Here is a 20497-nt window from a genome sequence, read left to right on the forward strand (position 1 = left end):
GCGCGCCCCGTGACGGCACCACAAAGGAGAAGCACTGTGCGAACGCAAGCGCGGCACCGGTCGCCGCGGACCGGCCGGATCTCGACCAGCCTGCGCCGGGTGACGGCCGGCGTGGCCCTCGGCCTGGCCGCGGCCAGCACGGCCGCCTGCGGCGCGGCCACCACGGGCGCGTCGAGCGCGACCACCCAGCAGCTGACCGCCCCGCCGGCCAGCGCGCTGGACGGCAAGGGCGAGGTGCAGGTCACCTTCTGGCACGCCATGGGCGGCAAGAACGGCGAGGCGCTGCAGCGGCTCACCGACCAGTTCAACCAGCGGAACCAGGGCCGGATCAAGGTCACCCTGCAGTACAAGAACAACTACGACGACACCCTGTCGGCCTACAAGACGGCGCTGAACAGCGGGCAGGCCCCGGATCTGGTGCAGGTGTACGACATCGGCACCAGGTTCATGATCGACTCCGGCTCGACCGTGCCGGTGCAGTCCTTTGTAGACGTCGACAAGGCGGACATTTCCGACATCCAGCCGAACATCGCCGGCTACTACACGGTGGACAACACGCTGTACTCGATGCCGTTCAACACCTCGATGCCGCTGCTGTACATCAACCGGACGGCGTTCGTCGAGGCCGGCCTCGACCCGGACAAGCCGCCGCGCACCCTGGACGAGATCACCGCGGCCGCCCGCAAGCTGACCGTGCGCGACGCCAACGGCAACATCACCCGGTACGGCTTCGGCACCGCCCTGTACGGCTGGTTCGTGGAGCAGTGGACCGCGCTGGCCGGCCAGGAGTTCTGCGACCAGGGCAACGGCCGGGACGGCCGGGCCACCAAGGTGAACCTGGCCACCGACGAACACGTCAAGCAGCTGGAGTGGTGGCAGCGGATGACCGAGGAAGGGCTGGCGCTCAAGTTCAACAGCGACACCGCCGAGTCCGACAACGCCTTCACCTCCGGCAAGACCGCGATGACCCTGGAGTCGACCGGGTCGCTCGGCGGCTTCCTGGCCAACGCCGAGGGCAAGTTCGAGGTGGGCACCGGCTTCTACCCGAAGGCCGACGCCAGCCACGGCGGTGGTCCGATCATCGGCGGCGCGTCCCTGTGGATCGTGGGCAAGGGCAAGGACGACGCGCACAAGCGGGCGGCGTGGGAGTTCACCAGGTTCCTGGCCACCCCGGACGCCCAGGCCACCTGGCACACCGCCACCGGCTACTTCCCGATCAGCAAGTCCGCGCTGGACACCGACCTGGACAAGCAGTGGCGGGCGCAGCGCCCCCAGTTCGACACCGCCATCAAGCAACTGGAGTCGACCGCGCTCACCAAGGCCACCCAGGGTTGCGCGCTGGGCGTGATGCCGCAGGCCCGCAAGGCCGAGGAGAGCGCCATGCAGGCCGCCGTGCACCAGGGCACCGACCCGCGACAGGCACTGCAGGATGCGGAAAAGTCCCTAGACTCGGCGATCAAGGACTACAACCAGTCCGTGGGCGGCTGAGCCGGCGGGGTGGGCCGATCCGGGGCGGGAAACACCGGTCCCGAACCCGGTCCACCCCCGATGACCTGCCCGTAGTCACCAGGCGTGGCTCCAGTCGTCCCGGCCCGACCCATTAAGGTGGGGGAATGACGGGTGTTGATGACACCGAGTTGATCATGCGGCCACCGCATTTCGAAGTCGTCCGCCGTGGCTACAACCAACGCCAGGTGGAGGAGTTCGTGACTCGGCTCCAGTACGAGCTGAGTGCCACGACCAAGGCGCGCAACCAGGCGCTGGGCCAGTCCGTGGAGATGTCCCGCGTGCTCGGGCAGACCCAGCAGGAACTGGCCGAGGTCAAGCAGCGGCTGGCCCAGATCTCCACCAACCCGAACAGCACCACCGGGATGGCCGAGCGCGTCAAGGTGATGATGCGCCTGGCCGAGGAGGAGATCGCCGACCAGCGGCGTGAGGCCGAGGAGTACGCGTCCAACACCAGGAGCCAGGCCGACGCCTACGCGCAGGAGCAGCGGGCCAGGCACCAGCGCATGGTGGAGGAGCAGGAGAAGCGCCGGCAGCAGCTGGAGCAGGAGCACGCCAAGCAGCGCGCCGACCTCCAGCAGCAGCACGCCAAGCGGCAGCACGACCTGGAGCAGCAGCACGCCAAGCAGCGGGCCGACCTGCAGCAGGAGTACGACCAGCTGCGCGCCAAGCTCGCCGCCGAGCACGAGAAGCTGATGAACGAGGCGCGCGAGCACGCGGCTCGACTGCGGCGCGAGGCCGAGCGCCGCATCGCCGAGGCCGACGAGCAGGTGGCCAAGCTGCGCAGCCTGCGCCAGGCCATCGCCGCCCAGCTGGCCGGTGCCCGCGAGGTCCTCGACCAGGCAGCCGAACAGCTGGATCCGGCCGCCGAGCAGCCGCAGGGCACGCCGGCGCCCGCCGCCCAGGCTCCAGGTGCGCAGGCCCCGGGCGCCCAGGCCCCGGCAGCGCAGGCGGTAGGTGCTCCGGCTCCGGGCGCTCCGGCTGGTGCGGCCCAGCCGAACACGCCGCCGGCCGCCGCGGCTGCCGCCGGCAAGCCGGCGACCGGCCCGGCCAGCAAGCCGGAGTCACCGGAGGCACGCCCCACCAGTTGAGCGCACTGTCCCACCGGCTCGTTCCGAACAACGCAGTTCGTCCGAACACCCGACACCCGGCCGGCTCCCCGGTTCGTCCACAGAGGATGGACTGGGAGCCGGCCGTTCTGCGCGAAACCGACGAGCCAGCCCACCCGTCGCCCCGGTGCTACCGCTACAGCACCGTGCGCCCGTAGCGGACCGGCCAGCCGTCGACCACGACCGGGTGGCCCACCGGCAGCACCGGGTCCACCAGCGGCGGGAGGTCGAGGTCCAGCGCCCACCGCGCCGGCTCGACCGGCCCGAGCAGGTCCACAGTGGAAACCTGGCGGCCGTGCTGGAACACCCGGATCTCCGAGAACAGCCAGTAGTGGTGGTCCTCGGCGTCGCCGCCGCGCAGGTCGTCCAGGACGTGGACCAGGTCGGTGCGGTTGTTGAGCACGACGATGTCGGTTGTCGTGTCCCCGTGCTGTGGGTCGACGCGCACGGCGTGGTGCAGGACGTAGTAGCTGAACAAGGCCGACCTCCGCCCGGGGAACCGCTGGTGCCGGGACCCTAACAGCGGCGTCTGTCAGTCGACGTTGGCAGGATGTGCGTCATGGCGATCTCGGCACCCGGCGCGGACGACGGACTGGCATCGTTGCGGCAGGCCGCCGAGGCCGACCGGCCAGGAGCCGCCCGGCACCTCGGCCACCAGCTCAGCCTGCTCGGTTCCGGGCTGGTGTTCCAGGCCGGAACCACGACTCCGCAGGCAGAGCACTGGCTGCGCCGGGCGCTCGACCTCGACCCCGATGACGCGCTCGCCGCCGTGTTGCTGGCCGACCTCCTGGTGCGGCGAGCCGACCTGACCACAGCCTTCTGGCAGGGGAGCGACCAAGGCGAGCGCACCGAGTTGTACCGCCAGTTCCGGGCGCACCGGGACGAGGCGCTGCACTGGTACCGGCACGCGCTCGCGGTCGCCCCGTCCAGCACCGCCGCGATCACCGGCCTGGCGATGCTGCTGTCGGACGATCTCCGCTGGGGCCGACGGTTTCTCGAACCCGAGGACACCGACCCGGATGACCGGCCCACCCGGTTGGCCGAGGCCGCGCACTGGTGGCGGCGAGAGCTGTCGGCACACCCGGACAACGCCACCGCCACCTGCCAACTGGCGGATGTGCTGGCCCGGAACGGGCAGCAGGCCGAAGCCGCCCACTGGCTGCGGCGCACCGTGGAACTCGATCCGCAGAACTGGAGGGCCGCGCTCGACCTGTCCCGGCACGCGGCACAGGGAGCCGACTGCACCACAGCGGAACGCGCCTGCCGAGAGCTGGCCGAGGCCGGCGACCCCCAGGCGGTGATCAGCCTGGCCCTGCTGCTGGAGAGCACCGGAAGGACCGCGGCGGCGGACTCCTGGCTGCAACGCCCCACGGCGCGGCCCCTGCCGCGTCTCCTGTTCGACTCGGACCCCACGCCGTCGTCGGTGCTCACCTCGTTGGCCAGGAAGCTGCTCGACCACGACGACGTCGCCAGGGCGAAGTGGTGGTGCCTGGTGGCGCTGCGCCGCACGCCCAGCTCCCACGACGCCATGGAACTGTTCAAGGTGCTGCCGGTGGACGAGCAGGACACCGCCACCGTGGTCACCTGGCTGACCAGGGCCGCGAACGCAGGTGACCAGCGGGCGGTCGGCTACCTGACCGAGCTGGTGCGCGAGCAGGACCAGGGGGCCGGCCCCGCACAAACCGGCGGACTGCTCCACACCGCCGTCGAGCACGGCGGAACGATCGATCACATCGAGGGTGTGCTACGGCAACGTCCTCACCAGATCTGAATGGTGTGCACGATGGCCCGGAGACCGAACGTGAGGGTGTGCTCCTGCCCTTTGTCCAAAATGAGGGAATGCCGGTAACCATTCTCGATGATGGTGTAGTCGAACGTCACCTTGTTGTTGCCCGAATGAAAAGACCTGACGCCGTAGCCTTCCACGTACGCGACACCGGAATTGGCGTAACACCACCTGTTGTCTCCGGTGTCACCAAAGCGGATCCAGGCGAACTCGTCCGACGTGCAGCTGACGGCGTTGATCGCGAAGGCGGGGACCGCCGGAGCCGCGACCGTCATGCCGGCGGCGGCCACCACCACGACGAAAAGCTTCTTGAGTGATCCTCGGACACCGCTGAAGAGATTCTTCACGAGGTTTCACCGTACTCCGCACATCCGCGGGAAACTCCCACTTTCCCACCGGTCTGCCCGTGCTGCCCCGGAGAATTACCTGAACGCTCCGCCCGGATCGGCTGGTCTCTGGTGATGCTGTTAATTCACAATGGGGCCGATCCCGACCCGGCGGGCGGACCCGGGTCAGGTCTTCTCCAGGTACTCGGCGCGGTCCTCGTCGACCAGTTCCGCGACCATCGCGGCCAGGCCCTGGTGTCGGGTGAGTTCCGGATCGGACTCCACGACCTGCTGGGCGGTCTGCCTGGCCTCGGCGATCACGTCCTCGTCGCGCAGCAGCGACAGCATCTTCAACCCGGACTTGCGGCCGGACTGGGCCTCGCCGAGGATGTCGCCCTCGCGCCGCAGCTCCAGGTCCAGCCTGGCCAGCTCGAACCCGTCCAGTGTGGACGCCACCGCGTCGAGCCGTTCCCGGCTGGCCGTGCCCGCCGGCGCCTCGGAGACCAGCAGGCACAGTCCGGGCGCGCTGCCCCGGCCGACCCGGCCGCGCAACTGGTGCAGCTGGCTCACGCCGAACCGCTCGGCGTCCATGATCGCCATCACCGTGGCGTTGGGCACGTTCACGCCGACCTCGACCACGGTGGTGGCCACCAGCACGTCCACCTCGCCGGCGGCGAAGGCCCGCATCACCGCGTCCTTGTCGTCGGCGGGCAACCGGCCGTGCAGCACGCCGATCCGCAGCCCGGCCAGCGGCCCCTCGGCCAGCAGTGCCGCGACCTCGGTGACCGCCAGCGGCGGCCGGCGGTCACCGTCGGACTCGCTGGACTTCGCGGCCTTCTTGCCGCTCTTGGCGCCCTTGGCGCTCTTGCCTCGGCGCGCCGAACCGGCCGTGTCGTCGGTGTCCGCGTCCGCCACGTCCACGTCGGAGTCGTCGTCGCCGATCCGGGGGCAGACCACGTAGGCCTGGTGCCCGGCGGCGACTTCCTCGCGGATGCGCTGCCACGCCCGGTCCAGCCAGGCCGGCTTCTCCGCCACCGGCACCACCGACGTGCTGATCGGCGAACGGCCCGCGGGCATCTCGCGCAGCGCGGACACCTCCAGGTCGCCGTAGACGGTCATGGCGACCGTGCGCGGGATCGGCGTCGCCGTCATCACCAGCACGTGCGGACTGACGTCCTCGCCGGCCCTGGTGCGCAGCGCGTCGCGCTGCTCAACGCCGAACCGGTGCTGCTCGTCCACCACCACCAGGCCCAGTTCGGCGAAGGACACCCGGTCCTGGATGAGCGCGTGCGTGCCGACCACGATCCCGGCCGCACCCGACGCGACGTCCAGCAGCGCCTGCTTGCGCTGGGCGGCCGGCATCGACCCGGTGAGCAGGGCGACCCTGGTGGCCAGCTCGGACCCGCCCAGCTCACCGCCCTGGGCCAGGTCGCCGAGCATCTCCCGCAGCGACCGCGCGTGCTGGGCGGCCAGCACCTCGGTGGGCGCGAGCATGGCCGCCTGCCGACCCGCGTCCACCACCTGGAGCATGGCCCGCAGCGCCACCACGGTCTTGCCGGAGCCGACCTCGCCCTGCAGCAGCCGGTTCATCGGGTGCTCGCCGGCCAGTTCGGCGGCGATGTCCTCGCCAACGGCCCGCTGCCCGTCGGTGAGCGCGAACGGCAACCGCTGGTCGAACGCGTCCAGGATGCCGCCGGCGCGCCGCGGATTGGGCCGGGCCGGGCGGGCGCCGGACAGTTTGCGCCGCTGCGCCAGGGTCAGCTGCACGGCCAGCGCCTCGTCCCACTTGAGCCGCTGCCTGGCGGCCTGCACCGCCGGCCACCCGTCCGGGCGGTGGATCCAGCGCAGCGCGTCGGGCAGCCCGGCCAGGGAGAACCGCTGGCGCAGCTCGTCGGGCAGCGGGTCGCTGGGCTCGTCCCAGATGTCCAGCACCTGCCGGACGCACCGGGCGATCGACCAGGACGGCAGGCCCTGCGCGGACGGGTACACCGGCAGCAGCGCGGCGGCGAACTCCTCCACCACGGCCTGGTCGACGTCGCCCTCCAGCAGCTGGTACTCCGGGTGGGAGAGCTGCAGCTGCCCGCGGAACGCGGTGACCTTGCCGGCGAACAGGCCGCGCCGCTCCGGCAGCAGTTCCCGCTCGCGCCACGCCTGGTTGAAGAACGCGCAGGTCAGGTCGTGTTTGCCGTCGGTGATCCGGACTTCGAGGATGCTGCCGGGCCGGTTGCGCATCCGGCGCTTGCTGACCCGCTGCACCTTGGCCAGCACGGTGACGTGCTCGTCGACCTCCAGGCCGGCGATGTCGGTCAGCTCACCCCGCTCGGCGTAGCGGCGGGGGTAGTGCCGGAGCAGATCGCCCACTGTGGACAGTCCCAGCGCGGACTCCAACGCGGTGGCGCTCTTGGCGCCGAGCACCGGCTCCAACGGGTCGTCAAGCGCTGTCACGGCACCCATCCAACCAAAGCACACCGACAGAACCGCACCGGCTACTCCACCCCGACCGACAGGATCACGCCGGTCTGGCCGCCGTGGTAGACGGCGAGGTCGACCTCGGGGTGGGCAGTGCGCAGGTGTTCCGCCAGCACGTCGCCGATCCCGTCGGGTGCTGCCTCGCCCAGCAGCACGGTGACCAGTTCGCCCGAGCCGGCCAGCATCCGGTCGACCAGCTCGGTGGCGCGGGCGGTGAGCCGGGCCGGGTCCGGCTCGATGAGCACCACCTCGCCGTCGACCATGCCAAGCAGGTCACCGGGCTGGCAGCGGCCCACCCAGGTCAGCGCCTGGCCGCTGGCGGTGAGCAGCTCACCCCGGCGGGTGGCCGCCGCGGCCTCGGCCATGGCCACCACGTCGTCGGCGGCCCGCCGGCCCGGGTCGTGCACGGCCAGCGCGGCCAGCGCCTGCACCGGTGACAGCGTGGGCACGACCACCACCTCCTGGCCGGCCAGCGCGGCGACGTCAGCAGCGGTGGCTGTGGTGCTGGTGGTGGCCGCAGTGGCGGTGGTGGTCGCAGTGGCGGTGGTGGTCGACGCGTCGGCGGGGAGCGGCTCGGCGGTGAGCACGGTGACGTGCCGGGCCCGGGTGCCGGCGATGGCGGCGCGCAGCTCGTCCCGCAGCGCGGCGGCGCCGGCCGCGCCACCGGGTGGTTCGACCACGACCGCGCCCTCGGCCCGGAACAGCTCCGCCACCCCGGCGCCACCCACCAGCGCGACCACCGCGCGGTCCCGGGTGAACCGGTCCTCGCCGTCGTGTCCGGCGCCGCCTGCTTCGACGCCGTCTGGTTCGGCACCGTCTGGTTCGGCACCGTCTGGTTCGGCACCGTCTGGTTCGGCACCGTCTGGTTCGGCCGGGCCGCGCTGGTCGGTCGCGTCCTGTGGGTCGGTGCCGCCGGCTGCGCCGGGGACGCCGGCCTGGTCGGTGAACCTGGCCACGCTGATCCGGTGCGGTCGGCCGACCGCGATGCCGGCCTCCACGGCCGCGCCGATGTCGTTGCAGTGCACGTGCACCGCCCAGCGGCCCACCCCGTCCCCGACCACGGACACGCAGTCGCCGATCTCGGCCAGCCGGGTGCGCAGCGCGCTCGCGGTGTCCTCGGCCAGCTCGTCCACCAGGTACATGACCTCGTAGTCGTAGCGCGCCGAGCCGGCCTCCCGCACGGTGGTCGGTGCCGCCGGGAGCGCGTCCGGTGCCGGGAGCGCGGCCCCGGCCACGGTCGTGGTGGGCTGGGCCGGTTCGCGCCCGGTGACCACGGACGCGAGCGCGTCCAGCACGACCACCAGTCCGCTGCCGCCCGCGTCCACCACCCCGGCCCTGGCGAGCACGGCCAGTTGTCTCGGGGTGTCGGCCAGCGCCCTGGCCGCCTCCTGGGCCGCGCAGGTGACCACCTCGGGCAGGTCGTCCGAGGGGCACCGCTGGGCCGCGACGCGGGCCGCGTGCAGCACGGACAGCACGGTGCCCGCGGCCGGTTCGGCCACCGCGGCCGTGGCCAGCTCGTCGGCCCGGCACAGCGCGCGGCGCAGCGCCGCCCCGCCCACGGCGGCGGCGCTGCCCGGTAACGCCTCGGCCAGCCCGCGCAGCACCTGGGACAGGATCACCCCGGAGTTGCCGCGCGCGCCGGTGAGCGCTCCCCTGGCCAGTTCGGCGACGGCCGTGGCCACGGTGCCGGCCCGCGCGGGTGCGCGCAGCAGCGCGTCCAGCGCCGCGCGCATGGTGTGCAGCAGGTTGGTGCCGGTGTCCCCGTCGGGCACGGGGAAGACGTTGATCCGGTCCAGCGCCTTGCGGTGCGCCTCCAGCGACCGCACGCACGCGGCCGCCCAGCGGCGCACCGCCGTCACGTCCAGCACTTCGAGCACCGGCTCCTCCTTGCCCACCCGCCGTCGCACCCGTTCACCGGTAGGGCGGCACCTGCTGTTCCGCCAGGCGAGGTTAGCTCGGAAGTCCGCTGGTCGCGGGCACTGGGCCGGGGCGGTCGCGCCCGCTCGGCCAGGCACGTCCCGCCCCGGCGACCGTCAGGTCGTCGACCGGGCGTCGACTACGGCAGCTTCCAGTCCAGCGGTTCCGCGCCCTGCTCCACGAGCAGCGCGTTGGCCCGGCTGAACGGCCGGGAACCGAAGAAGCCGTTGCTCGCCGACAGCGGACTGGGGTGGGCCGACTCGATGCACGGCACCGAGCCCAGCATCGGCCGCAGGTTGCGGGCGTTGCGGCCCCAGAGGATGGCGACCATCGGCTCGTCGCGCGCGACCAGCGCGCGGATCGCCTGCTCGGTGACCTCCTCCCAGCCCTTGCCCTGGTGGGAGTTGGCCTTGCCGGGGCGCACGGTCAACGCCCGGTTGAGCAGCAGCACCCCGCGCTCGGCCCACGGCGTCAGGTCGCCGTTGGACGGCTGGGGGTAGCCGAGGTCGTCGGTGTACTCCTGGAAGATGTTGATCAGACTCTTGGGCAGCGGGCTCACGTCGGGAGCCACCGAGAAGCTCAACCCCACCGCGTGGCCGGGGGTGGGGTAGGGATCCTGGCCGACGATGAGCACCCGCACGCCGTGGAAGGGTTGCCGGAACGCCCGCAGCACGTTGTCACCGGCCGGCAGATACCGTCGGCCCGCGGCGACTTCCGCGCGGAGGAACTCGCCCATGGCGGCGATCCGGTCAGCGACCGGGGCGAGCGCTTCCGCCCACCCGGCTTCCATTATCTCGTTCAGGGGACGTGCGGTCACGAATGGTGACCCTAGCGAGCCAGCCCACCTCCACCGCAGCCGGGCGGACGGGTCGCCCGGGGCGACCCGGTCACGCACCCGTTCACCCGGCCGGCGCAGTCGACCGCACCCGGTCCGGGCGCTCAGTCCCGGGGGCGGCGCTCAGTCCAGGCGGCGCAGCCCGTCCCGGTAGACCTCGATGTTGGCCACGTACTTGTCCACGGCGAACTGCCAGGCCCCCTCGGGCACCTCGTAGCCCTCGCGCACCCGGGCCGGCACGCCGAGCGCCATCGACCGGGCCGGCACCCGGCCGTTGAAGGACACCACCGCGCCCGCGCCGACGATGGCGCCGGTCTCCACCACCGACCCGTTGAGCACCACCGAGCCGGAGGCGATCAGGCACCGGTCGGCGATGGTGGCGCCCTCGATGTGCACGTTGTGCCCGATCACGCAGTCCGCGCCGATGATCGTGGGGTGCTCCTCGGTGCAGTGCACCACGGTGCCGTCCTGCACGCTGGTGCGCGCGCCGACCTGGATGCGCCCGTAGTCACCGCGCAGCACCGCCTGCGGCCACACCGACGCCTGGGCGCCGATCTCGACGTTGCCGATCACGGTGGCGTCGGGGTGCACGTAGGCGTCCGGGTGGATGGTCGGCTTGTGCTCGCCCAGCGCGTAGATCGCCACTGTGGGCCCTCCTCTGGCTGTGTGGGGTTCAGGGGGCCGGGCCGGGCGCCCGTCCCCGCCCTGGCGACGAGGCGACCAGAAACCGGCCCTCGGGGAAAGGCCCCGAGTGGCCCATCTCAGCAGGCGGGTGTCTGCCTGGCCGCCTCGGGCCGGTCGGATTCGGCCACGACCAGGGGCTTGGCCAGGCAGACGGAGTTCTCGTCGTCGCGGTACACGCCGAACTTGGTGGTCGGCTGGTAGCCGGCGGAGGTGTACAGGGCGATCGCCTCGGGCTGCTTGGTCCCGGTCTCCAGGATCATCCTGCGGTGGCCGGCTTCGGCCGCGGTGCGCTCCAGTTCGGCGAGCACCCGCCGGGCCAGGCCACGCCCCCTGGCCGCCGGCACCACGTACATCCGCTTCATCTCGGCGTCGCCGGGCAGCACGTGCTCGGTGTCCTCGCTGGGAACCCGCCAGCCGCCGCAGGCCACGGGCTCGCCGTCCAGGTAGCCGACCAGGAACAGCCCGCGCGGTGCCGCGAACTCGGCCGGGTCGACCGGCGTGATGTCGGGGTCGCCGTAGCGTCGGACGTACTCCTGCTGCACTTCCGCGATCAGCTTGGCGGCGTCCGGGTGGTTGTAGGCGAGGGTTCGCAGCAGCATGGCGTGACGATACGGCCTGGCCACGACCGCCTTTCCAGCTCGACCGGGCCGGTGTGGCGCGATTCTCAGCGCCCGCCGGTCACTGCCAGTGCTCCCAGCCGGACGACCCCTCGTAGGGCCGGCCGTCCACAGTCACCCCGCTGCCCGCCCGCACCGTGCCGATCGTCTGCCAGTCGGCGGGCACCGCGGCCGGTTCGGGGAAGGTGGCGGCCAGCGCGTGGTCCTCGCCGCCGGTGAGCACCCAGTGCCTCGGGTCGGCGCCCAGGGCCGAGGCCACGTCGATCAGCCGCTGGTGCACCACGAGCAGTTCGGTGCGCACGTCGATGGCCACGCCCGAGGCGGTGGCGATGTGGCCGATGTCCGCGAGCAGCCCGTCGGAGACGTCGATCATGGCGGTGGCGCCGGCCGCGGCGGCCTGCGGCCCGGCCGCGTACGGGGGTTCGGGCACCCGCTGGGCCCCGACCACGGCGACCGGCGAGCGGAAGCCGCGGCCGAGCACGGCCAGCCCGGCCGCGGCCCAGCCCAGCCGGCCGCGCACCGCGAGCACGTCGCCGACCTGGGCGCCGGAGCGGGTCACCGGGTCCCGACCGGCCAGGTTGCCCAGCGCGGTGATGGATATCACCAGGTTGTCCGCGGTCACCATGTCGCCGCCGATGATGCCGGCGCCGGCCGAGGCGGCTTCCTTCCACATCCCGGAGATCAGCTGGTCGGCCACGTCGGCCGGGGTGTCCGCGGGGCAGCCCAGCCCGACGAGCAACGCCGTGGGCATCGCGCCCATGGCCGCGACATCGGCCATGTTCACCGCCGCCGCCTTGCGTCCGACCTGCTCAGGGGTGGACCAGTCCAGCCGGAAGTGCACGTTTTCCACCAGTACGTCGGTGGTCGCCACGACCCGGCCGTCATCGGCGGCTACCACGGCCGCGTCATCGCCGGGCCCGAGCAGGGTGGTCGCCGGTTGGAGTCTCCCCTCGGTCACCCGTCTGATGAGTCCGAACTCACCGAGCGTGGCGACGGTGTCCGCCGGTGTCGGCAGTTCCGAGCCCACAGTTGCCTCCCAAGCTGAGCAATCGGAACCCCAACTGGGGTACGTTGCTGCTCACGTTCTTACCCCGACTGTTTCCTCAACCCGACCTGACCCGCGAAGACGAAGGGGCACGCCGTGGTCCACGCATACATCCTCATCCAAACCGAGGTCGGCAAGGCCGCCGCGGTGGCCGCGGAGATATCGGCCATTCCGGGGGTCACCACCGCCGAGGATGTCACCGGCCCCTACGACGTCATCGTCCGGGCCGAGGCCGAGACCGTCGACCAGCTGGGGCAGCTCGTGGTCGCGCGGGTGCAGAACGTCGAGGGCATCACCCGCACCCTGACCTGTCCGGTCGTCCACATCTAGGGCGTGCTGTCATAGCGGGGTGTCGCGTCAAGCCGAACAGCCCGCCGCACCCGTGCCCCCGGTGACGCCGATGGACCAGCCCGCACAGCACGACCAGCACGACCAGCACGACCAGTCCGGCCAGCACGGCCAGCACGGCCAGCCCGAGGAGCGGCCAGCCGGCCCGTCCCTGCCCCGCCCGCTGCTGGCCGTGATCATCGGGCTGCCGGTGCTGCTCGCCGTCGGGGTCGCCGCCATGGGGCTGGTCCTGGGCAACGGCAGCTCGGCCGAGCAGGACAACCCCGCCGCGACCGGTCCGGTGGCGCTCGGCCCGGTGCCGGCCCCGGCCGCCGAGTCGGCGGAGTGCACCGCGCTGCTCAACGGGCTGCCGCAGCAACTGGTGTCCAACGGCGTCGCCCAGCCGCGCCGGGAACTGGCCACGCCCGCGCCGGCCGGCGCGATGGCGTGGGGTACCACCCAGCAGGGTCCGGTGATCCTGCGCTGCGGCCTGGACCGGCCCACCGAACTCACCCCGACCAGCGGACTGCGGGAGGTCTCCGGCGTGCGGTGGCTGGTGGTCGAGGGCGCGGACGCGGCCACCTGGTACGTGGTGGACCGGCCCGTCTACGTGGCCCTGACCGTGCCCAACGACGCCGGGACCGGGCCGCTGCAGGACGTCTCCGAGGCAGTGCGCACCACCCTGCCCGCCGTTGGGGTGCGCACCTCCGGCTGAGGCCGGGCCGGCCGCCGGGGGAATCCGGGAGTCCGGGGAGTCCGCCGGACAAACCTGCCAGTGGTTGTCAGCTTCTCCTGACACGGTGGTGGCGAAGCGGACGAACCAAGGAGTTTTCCCAGATGAACACCACACCGGCCCGACTGATCATGGTCAACCTGGACTGCCAGGACCCCCGCGAACTCGCGGCCTTCTACGGCGCTGTGCTCGGCCTGCCCGTGACGCACAGCGAGGCGGACTACGCGATGGTCAGCGACGGCACGACCTCGATCGGGTTCGGGCGGGTCCCGGACTACACGCCGCCCGCCTGGCCCGACGTCACCGGGGTGAAGCGCTACCACCTCGACCTGGCCGTCGACGACCTGGCCGAGGCCGAGCGCGACTGCCGCGCGCTCGGCGCCACCGTGCCGGAGTTCCAGCCCGGCGGTGACCGCTGGCGGGTGCTGCTGGACCCGGCCGGCCACCCGTTCTGCGTGTGCCTGACCGGTCAGAGCTGACCTGAGCCGCGCTGACGCTCCGCGGCCGCGTGGGGCGTCAGCGCAGTCCGGTGCCCCGGGCGAGCGCGGTCTCCACCAGGGTGGTCAGCAGCGTCGGGTAGTCCACGCCGGTGACCTCCCACATCTTCGGGTACATCGAGATCGGGGTGAATCCCGGCATGGTGTTCACCTCGTTGATGATCGGGGTGCCGTCCGGGGTGATGAAGAAGTCGACCCGGGCCAGGCCCTGGCAGTCCAGCGCGGTGAAGGCCCGCACGGCCATGTCCCGCACCCTGGCGATGGTCTCGTCGTCGAGCTTGGCCGGGATGTCGAACTCGCACACGTCGTCGAGGTACTTGGCGTCGAAGTCGTACCAGTCGACGCCCTCGCCGACGATGCGGATCTCGCCGGGCAGCGACGCCTCCACGCGCCCGTCCGGGAACTCCAGCACACCGCACTCGACCTCGCGCCCGACCGCGGCGGCCTCGATGACCACCTTGGGGTCGGTGCGCCTGGCCAGCTCGATGGCCGCGTCCAGCTGGGCCCAGTCGCTCACCTTGCTGATGCCCACCGACGAGCCGGCGCGCGCCGGCTTGACGAACACCGGCAGGCCCAGGCGGTCCCGGTCGGCCGGGGTGAGGGTCTGCTGGCCGCGCCGCAGCACCACGTAGTCGACGCCGGGCAGCCCCTCGGCGGCCAGCAGCTTCTTGGTGTACTCCTTGTCCATGGACACCGCGCTGGACAGCACGCCGGGCCCCACGTAGGGCAGCTCGGCCATCTCCAGCAGGCCCTGGATGGTGCCGTCCTCGCCGTAGGCGCCGTGCAGCACCGGGAAGACAACGTCCACTTCGGACAGCAGCCGGGTCTCCTCACCGGGCTGGAGGGTCACCAGCGCGCGGCTGGTCGGGTCGCCGGCCAGCACCAGCGCCTGCCCGGCGGACACCGAGGGCAGCTCGCGGTCGCGGATGGCCAGCGCGGCGGGATCGGACGAGCCGAGCACCCACGCGCCCTGGCGGGTGATGCCCACCATCACCACGTCGAACCGCTCCCGGTCCAGATGAGCCAACACGCTGCCGGCGGAGATGCATGAGACCGCATGCTCTGTGCTGCGTCCACCGAACACCACCGCCACCCGGGTCTTGCGCCGCGTCATGCGCCTGACCCTACCTGGGTGACCGACGCGGTGGCCGGATCGGCGTGCGTGGCCAGCAGCGTCACCAGTTCGGGGAGCACCTCGGTGAACTGGGCGCGCCCGCAGCTGGCGTAGCCGATGGCCGCCCCGTGCCAGCGCGGCCGGCCGGCGTGGTGGCGGGCCAGCCCGTCCAGCCAGAGGCCGCGGTCCCGGCCGGCGGCGATCAGGTCCCGCTCGGCGCGGGCCGAGGGCACCGGCACCACCACGTGCGCGCCGGCGTCGTCGCCGAGCACCCCGACACCGGCGGCGGTGAGCGCGGCCACCAGCTTCTCCCGCCGCTCGGACAGTTCCCGGCGCAGCCGCCGCAGGTGCCGGCCCAGGTCGCCGTTGCGGGCCAGCTCGACCACCACCCGCTGGCCGGCCGCCGCCGGGCTGATCCCGGTGGCCTCCCGGTGCGCCATCACCTCGGCGGCCACCGCGGCGGGCGCCACCATCCAGCCGGCGCCCAGCATCGGGGTGAGGATCTTGCTGGTGGTGCCCAGGTGCACCACCACGTCCGGGGCCAGCGCGGCCAGCAGCGGCAGCGGGGCCACGTCGTAGCGGAGTTCGCCGTCGTAGTCGTCCTCGACCACCAGCCAGCCCTCGGCACGGGCCCGCTCCACCAGCGCCACCCGCCGGCTGGCCGGCATCCGCCCGCCCATCGGGTACTGGTGCGCCGGCGAGCAGTAGACCAGCCGCACCCCGCGCGGGATCTCGTCGATCAGCAGGCCCTCCCGGTCCACCGGCACCGGCAGCACCCGCAGCCCGGCCGCCCGGAACACGCCCACCGCGCGCTGGTAGCCGGGCTCCTCCATGGCCACGGCGTCACCGGGGCGCAGCCGGGCGGCGGCCAGTTCGGCCAGTGCCGCGGTGGTGCCGCCGGTGGCCAGCACCAGGTCCTCGGTGGCCCAGCCGTGCACGGTCAGGCCGCGGTGGCGCAGCAGGTGCTCGGCCACGACCGCGCGGTACTCGGGCAGTCCGGCGCGTTCGGGTCGCAGCAGCGGCGGGCTGTCCGCCGCGGCCCGCCAGGCCCGGCGCCACGCGGCCCGGTCCAGCCCGCCGGCCCACGGCGCACCCGGCGCGAGGTCGATCACCGCCGCCTCGGTGCCCCGGCTGCGCTGCGGCCTGGGCCGGCCGCGCACCGCCTCGGGCGGCGCGGTGGTGACGTAGGTCCCGGAGCCGTGCCGGCCGGCGATCCAGCCCTCGGCGTGCAGCTGCTCGTAGGCGGCGGCGGTCACCGTGCGGCTCACCTTCAGCCGGCTGGCCAGCGCCCGGGTGGACGGCAGCCGGTCGCCGCCGCGCAGCACGCCGTCCGCGGCCGCGCCGCGCAGCGCGTCGGCCAGTTGCACGGCCAGCGGGGTGCTGGCGGTGCGGTCGAGGGTGATGGGCAGTTCGGTGGGCATGCTGCCGGCCAGTACCACGAGTGGCCCTTCGTCGTCGCTGGTCAGTGGCGCCTCAAGGATGCCACCGACCAGCGGCCCCGCTCGCCCGCGCTGGCGCGCTCGGGCTGACGGCAACGGGCGAGGGTTCAACGGGAACCAACCGGACGATCGGTACACCGTCGCGGGTGATCACCACGTCCGCACCAGCCAGGGCCTGGTCCAGGAGCTGGGAAAGTCGCGCCGTCGCCTCGTCGAGGTCAACCCACCCGGCCACGGCACCAGGATCGCGCCCTGCCGTGTTCAGGTCTACCGCCCTGGTCCGCCAAACGATGCAAAGTGGCATTCTCGTTTTGTCTGTAATTGGTACTCCACCGAGGCCACTTCACCGTTCATGCTGGTCACATGAGCCGACCAGACCTCTCTCCGACCGAGCGCAGCACGGTTGCGCGGGGTCGGCACCGCGCCGTCACCGACCGGGCCGTGCTGGACTCCGTGCTGGACGCCGGCCTGATCTGCCACCTGGCCGTGGTCGTCGACGGCGCGCCCGTGGTGCTGCCCACCGGCTACGGCCGCGACGGCGACACGCTCTACCTGCACGGGTCCACCGGCGCGCGCAGCCTGCGGCTGCTGGCCGACGGCGTGCCCGGGTGCGTGTCGGTGACCCTGCTCGACGGCGTGGTCTACGCCCGGTCGGCCTTCCACCACAGCGTCAACTACCGGTCGGCGGTGATCCACGGGCAGCTGGTGCCGGTCACCGACGAGGCGGCCAAGCTGCACGGCCTGCGGGTGCTCACCGAGCACCTGGCGCCCGGCTCGTGGCAGCGGACCCGCCAGCCCGACCGGCGGGAGCTGGCCGCGACCATGCTGCTGGCGCTGGACCTGACCGAGGCGTCGGTGAAGGTGCGCGCCGAGGGACCGGTCGACGACGAGCAGGACCTGGACGCCCCGGTGTGGGCGGGGGTGCTGCCACTGCGCCGGGTGTGGGGCGAGCCGCGACCGTGCGCCAACCTGGCGGACGGCATCCCGGTTCCGCTGGAGGTGGCCGAACGCGACCAGCCGGGCTGACCCGCGGCCGCGCGGTTCAGTCGGCCCGCCGCGGACCGGACAGCGGGTCGAACCGGTACCGGACCAGCGTGCGCGGCGCGGCGCGGTAGACGTGCACGGTGACCGCCGGGTCAACGCCGTTGTTGTGCACCTGGTGCACATAGCCGGGGCCGAACACGCGGGACTGGCCGGTGCGCAGCTCGTGCCACAGCTGCACCGGTTCCCCGGTGGGGCGCCGCCGGGTGACCGACTCGGTGAGCGTGCCGGTGACCACGGTGAACGCGCCGAAGGCGGCGCCGTGGTCGTGCAGGTCGGTGTGCTGGCCGGGCAGCCAGCTCAGCAGCCAGACCTCCTGGTCGTCGGTCCGGTCGAGCAGCCGGGACCAGCGCTGGTCCGGGTCGTAGCGCAGCAGGTGCCGCCAGCTGTCCCGGTTGGTCGCGTAGTCCAGGGCGACGCGGACCGGGTGCGCGGCGGTGGGGTTGGCGGGCAGGGCGACGGTGTTGGCCGGGACGGCGAACATGGGTGTGTCCTCAGTGGTCGTCAGGCGATCGACAACGGCCGGCGCGGCCGGCCGGGCATTGGGTTGGATCACCGGACAGGACACAGCGCGCTGGCGACCCGGCGGAGGTCGATGTGACCCCGTCGACCGGTCATGGCGCGCAACAACATGGCAGGAATCGAAGCACCCCGGGCCGGGACGGTCAACGCGTCCCAGCCCGTGAACACCGGAACAACCCCATCGGGTGGCCGGGTTCGGGTCAACCGGTGGACAGCGCCGCGGCCAGCGCGACGCGCACGTCGGCCACCAGGTCGTCGGTGTCCTCGCAGCCGGCGGACAGCCGGACGAGACCGGCCGGCACCGGGTCACCCCACTGGGCGCGACGGTCCACTGTGGTGTGCAGACCGCCGAAACTGGTGGCGGACGCGAGAAGCCGGCTCGCCGAGGTGAACGCGGACACCGCGGCCACCGACGGCAGCTCGAAGCACAGCACCCCGCCGAAGCGGCGCATCTGCCTGGCGGCCACCGGGTGCGCCGGGTCCCCGGGCGCGCCCGGCCAGCGCACCCCGCGCACGCCCGGGTGCTCGGCCAGCACCCGGTGCAGCGCGGCGGCGTTGCGGGCCTGGCGTTCCAGCCGCAGGTCCAGGGTGCCCAGGCCGCGGTGGGCCAGCCACACCTCGAACGGCCCCGGGATGGCGCCGGACTCGGTGCGCGCGGCCCGCAACCGGTCGGCCAACTCGGCGTCGGCGGTGCTGACGTGACCGAGCACCACGTCGCTGTGCCCGGCCAGCGCCTTGGTGTCACTGGCCAGACTCACGTCCGCGCCCAGCCGCAGCGGCTGCTGGCCCAGCGGGGTCGCCGTGGTGTTGTCCACCGCCACCAACGCGCCGTGCGCGTGCGCGCGGGCGGCGATCGCGGCGATGTCGCAGACGTCCATGCCCGGATTGGACGGTGTCTCCAGCAGCACCAGCCGGGCGCCGGCCAGCACCTCCGCCGACCACTCCCCCGGCGTTGGCACCTCGCGCACGTCCAGGTCCAGCGCGCTCATCCCGCTGGCGATGTGCTTGCGCGCCAGGTAGTAGCCGTCCGACGGGAGCACCACGGTGTCGCCGGGCCGCAGCACCAGCCTGGCCAGCGTGGCGATGGCGGACATGCCCGACGGGAACAGCACGCAGTGGCCGCCGTCCAGTTCGCCGATGGCGGTTTCCAGCGCCCGCCAGGTGGGGTTGGCCGCCCGTCCGTAGAAGTCCTCGGGGATGTCACCGTCCACACCGAGGTGGTAGGTGGCGGCCAGCACCGGCCCGGCCCGGAACGGCATGCCCGCCGCCGGGGTCGGCTCGCCCGCGTGCACGCACCGGGTGCCGTCGCCCCACTGGACGTGCTCCGCGCCGCCGGTCTCGTTCGCTGTCATGACCACTCCGCCTTGGGTTTGCGGCCCAGCAGCCGGGCCGTGACGTCCTGTGGGCTCAGCCCCTCGTGGCACACCTGGTGCACGCCGTCGGTGATGGGCATGTCCACCCCGTGCCGGCGGCCCAGTTCCCGGATGGACGTGCACGACTTCACGCCCTCGGCGACCTGTCCGTGCGCGGCCTGCTGTGCCTGGTGCATGCTCTCACCCCGACCGAGGCGTTCGCCGAAGCTGCGGTTGCGCGACAGCGGGGACGCGCACGTGGCCACCAGGTCGCCCATGCCGGCCAGGCCGGCGAAGGTCATCGGGTCGGCGCCCAGCGCCGTGCCCAGCCGGGCCATCTCGGCCAGTCCCCGGGTGATCAGGGTGGCCATGGTGTTGTCGCCGAAGCCGAGCCCGGCGGCCATGCCGCAGGCGAGCGCGATCACGTTCTTGCACGCGCCGCCCAGCTCGCAGCCGACGACGTCGGTGTTGGTGTAGGGCCGGAAGTAGCCGGTGGAGCAGGCGTGCTGCAGGGCGACGGCGCGCTCGTGGTCGGCGCACGCGATGACCGTGGCGGTCGGCTGCTCCCGCGCGATCTCCTTGGCCAGGTTGGGGCCGGACACCACGGCGACCCGGTTCTGGTCGACCTCGGCGACCTCGCTGACCACCTCGCTCATCCGCTTGAGCGTGCCCAGTTCCACGCCCTTGGCCAGGCTGACCAGGGTGGCCGAGGCGGGCAGCAGGTTCCGCCACGCGGCCAGGTTGTCCCGCAGGGTCTGGCTGGGCACGGCGAGCACCACGGCCTGCGCGCCGCGCACGGCGACCGCCGCGTCGGCGGTGGCGGTCAGGTTCTCCGGCAGGCGCACGCCCGGCAGGTAGTCGGGGTTGGCGTGCCGCTGGCGCACGGTGTCGGCCACCTCGGCGCGCCTGGCCCACAGCACCACGTCGCGGCCGGCGTCGGCGAGCACCTTGGCGAAGGCCGTGCCCCACGAGCCGGCGCCGAGCACGGCCACCCGGCGCACCTCCTCGGCGACCCCGGCCAGCACTGGTTCACCGGTCATCAGTGGCTCGCTTCCCCTGCTGGCGTGCTGTCCTGCCCCGAGCCGTGCACGGGCGCGGCGCTGTCGTTCACCGGACCGGCGCTGTCGCCCGCTGGCGTGGCGTCCCGCCCAGAACCGTGCACGGGCTCGGCGCCGTGC

At 73.1% G+C, this 20497-nt stretch carries 21 protein-coding genes; 7 read left to right on the plus strand and 14 right to left on the minus strand.

From position 1 onward, the window contains the following. Positions 1-36: 36 nt before the first annotated feature. Together LX83_RS34470 and LX83_RS34475 are read left to right on the plus strand one after the other, a co-directional pair. Complete coding sequence (locus LX83_RS34470; protein ID WP_253779453.1) at positions 37-1488, plus strand: ABC transporter substrate-binding protein; 1452 nt, start codon at positions 37-39, stop codon at positions 1486-1488. A 125-nt stretch (positions 1489-1613) separates the two neighbouring features. Then, positions 1614-2597 (plus strand): coiled-coil domain-containing protein, encoded by a 984-nt coding sequence (locus LX83_RS34475; protein WP_253779455.1) that lies wholly within the window; start codon positions 1614-1616, stop codon positions 2595-2597. A gap of 154 nt (positions 2598-2751) precedes the next feature. Here the strand turns inward: LX83_RS34475 and LX83_RS34480 are convergent, their stop codons facing one another. After that, entirely contained in the window at positions 2752-3093 is a 342-nt protein-coding gene (locus LX83_RS34480) for a hypothetical protein (RefSeq protein WP_253779457.1), read from the minus strand. Positions 3094-3174: 81 nt separating this feature from the next. Between LX83_RS34480 and LX83_RS34485 the strand changes: the two genes are divergently transcribed. Beyond that, positions 3175-4386: a tetratricopeptide repeat protein gene (locus LX83_RS34485; RefSeq protein ID WP_253779458.1), complete on the plus strand. Its 1212-nt coding sequence runs from the start codon at positions 3175-3177 to the stop codon at positions 4384-4386. Here LX83_RS34485 and LX83_RS34490 read toward each other — a convergent pair. From LX83_RS34490 to LX83_RS34520, 7 genes are all read right to left on the minus strand, one after another. Continuing rightward, entirely contained in the window at positions 4374-4748 is a 375-nt protein-coding gene (locus tag LX83_RS34490) for a beta/gamma crystallin domain-containing protein (RefSeq protein WP_253779461.1), read from the minus strand. The two genes, LX83_RS34485 and LX83_RS34490, sit on opposite strands and share 13 nt — an antisense overlap. Before the next feature lie 165 nt (positions 4749-4913). Then, positions 4914-7172 carry an ATP-dependent DNA helicase RecG gene (gene recG, locus LX83_RS34495; protein WP_253779464.1) on the minus strand — a complete coding sequence of 753 codons (2259 nt, stop codon included), beginning with the start codon at positions 7170-7172 and terminating at the stop codon, positions 4914-4916. A gap of 41 nt (positions 7173-7213) precedes the next feature. Further along, complete coding sequence (locus tag LX83_RS34500; RefSeq protein ID WP_253779466.1) at positions 7214-9103, minus strand: DAK2 domain-containing protein; 1890 nt, start codon at positions 9101-9103, stop codon at positions 7214-7216. 149 nt (positions 9104-9252) lie between these two features. Beyond that, complete coding sequence (locus LX83_RS34505; protein WP_253779469.1) at positions 9253-9930, minus strand: uracil-DNA glycosylase; 678 nt, start codon at positions 9928-9930, stop codon at positions 9253-9255. Between the two features lie 141 nt (positions 9931-10071). Continuing rightward, on the minus strand, positions 10072-10593 hold the full coding sequence (locus tag LX83_RS34510; RefSeq protein ID WP_253779471.1) for a gamma carbonic anhydrase family protein: 522 nt from the start codon (positions 10591-10593) through the stop codon (positions 10072-10074). A 116-nt stretch (positions 10594-10709) separates the two neighbouring features. Then, complete coding sequence (locus LX83_RS34515) at positions 10710-11231, minus strand: GNAT family N-acetyltransferase (protein ID WP_253779474.1); 522 nt, start codon at positions 11229-11231, stop codon at positions 10710-10712. 79 nt (positions 11232-11310) lie between these two features. Beyond that, entirely contained in the window at positions 11311-12276 is a 966-nt protein-coding gene (locus LX83_RS34520; protein ID WP_253779476.1) for a thiamine-phosphate kinase, read from the minus strand. Between the two features lie 114 nt (positions 12277-12390). Here LX83_RS34520 and LX83_RS34525 point away from each other — a divergent pair, with 114 nt between their 5' ends. The 3 genes from LX83_RS34525 (at position 12391) to LX83_RS34535 (ending at position 13833) form a co-directional block, all read left to right on the plus strand. After that, complete coding sequence (locus LX83_RS34525; protein WP_253779480.1) at positions 12391-12624, plus strand: Lrp/AsnC ligand binding domain-containing protein; 234 nt, start codon at positions 12391-12393, stop codon at positions 12622-12624. 19 nt (positions 12625-12643) lie between these two features. Next, positions 12644-13336, plus strand: a complete 693-nt coding sequence (locus LX83_RS34530) for a DUF3515 domain-containing protein (protein ID WP_308204113.1) — start codon at positions 12644-12646, stop codon at positions 13334-13336. Between the two features lie 122 nt (positions 13337-13458). Beyond that, positions 13459-13833, plus strand: coding sequence for a VOC family protein (locus tag LX83_RS34535; protein WP_253779483.1), 375 nt, complete (start codon positions 13459-13461; stop codon positions 13831-13833). 37 nt (positions 13834-13870) lie between these two features. On the opposite strand, the gene LX83_RS34540 is transcribed toward LX83_RS34535, so the two are convergent. The 3 genes from LX83_RS34540 to LX83_RS38830 are packed head-to-tail and all read right to left on the minus strand — an operon-like array spanning position 13871 to position 16708. Next, on the minus strand, positions 13871-14965 hold the full coding sequence (locus LX83_RS34540) for a D-alanine--D-alanine ligase family protein (protein ID WP_253779486.1): 1095 nt from the start codon (positions 14963-14965) through the stop codon (positions 13871-13873). Further along, a complete protein-coding gene (gene pdxR / locus LX83_RS34545) occupies positions 14962-16386 on the minus strand; it encodes a MocR-like pyridoxine biosynthesis transcription factor PdxR (RefSeq protein ID WP_253779606.1) in 1425 nt (474 codons plus the stop codon). Before pdxR ends, LX83_RS34540 begins: the two co-directional genes overlap by 4 nt. A 52-nt stretch (positions 16387-16438) precedes the next feature. Next, positions 16439-16708 carry a type II toxin-antitoxin system Phd/YefM family antitoxin gene (locus tag LX83_RS38830; protein WP_407649734.1) on the minus strand — a complete coding sequence of 90 codons (270 nt, stop codon included), beginning with the start codon at positions 16706-16708 and terminating at the stop codon, positions 16439-16441. Positions 16709-16767: 59 nt separating this feature from the next. Between LX83_RS38830 and LX83_RS34550 the strand changes: the two genes are divergently transcribed. Continuing rightward, complete coding sequence (locus LX83_RS34550) at positions 16768-17430, plus strand: pyridoxamine 5'-phosphate oxidase family protein (protein ID WP_253779488.1); 663 nt, start codon at positions 16768-16770, stop codon at positions 17428-17430. A 16-nt stretch (positions 17431-17446) separates the two neighbouring features. Here LX83_RS34550 and LX83_RS34555 read toward each other — a convergent pair whose 3' ends face one another. From LX83_RS34555 to LX83_RS34565, 3 genes are all read right to left on the minus strand, one after another. Then, positions 17447-17929 carry a cysteine dioxygenase gene (locus LX83_RS34555; RefSeq protein ID WP_253779490.1) on the minus strand — a complete coding sequence of 161 codons (483 nt, stop codon included), beginning with the start codon at positions 17927-17929 and terminating at the stop codon, positions 17447-17449. 238 nt (positions 17930-18167) lie between these two features. Then, on the minus strand, positions 18168-19319 hold the full coding sequence (locus LX83_RS34560) for a cystathionine gamma-lyase (RefSeq protein WP_253779492.1): 1152 nt from the start codon (positions 19317-19319) through the stop codon (positions 18168-18170). After that, complete coding sequence (locus tag LX83_RS34565) at positions 19316-20359, minus strand: NAD(P)H-dependent glycerol-3-phosphate dehydrogenase (RefSeq protein ID WP_253779494.1); 1044 nt, start codon at positions 20357-20359, stop codon at positions 19316-19318. The genes LX83_RS34560 and LX83_RS34565 overlap by 4 nt, the downstream gene beginning before the upstream one ends. Positions 20360-20497: the final 138 nt, after the last annotated feature.

Origin of the sequence: Goodfellowiella coeruleoviolacea (assembly GCF_024171785.1) — a bacterium.
Taxonomy (GTDB): Bacteria; Actinomycetota; Actinomycetes; order Mycobacteriales; family Pseudonocardiaceae; genus Goodfellowiella; species Goodfellowiella coeruleoviolacea.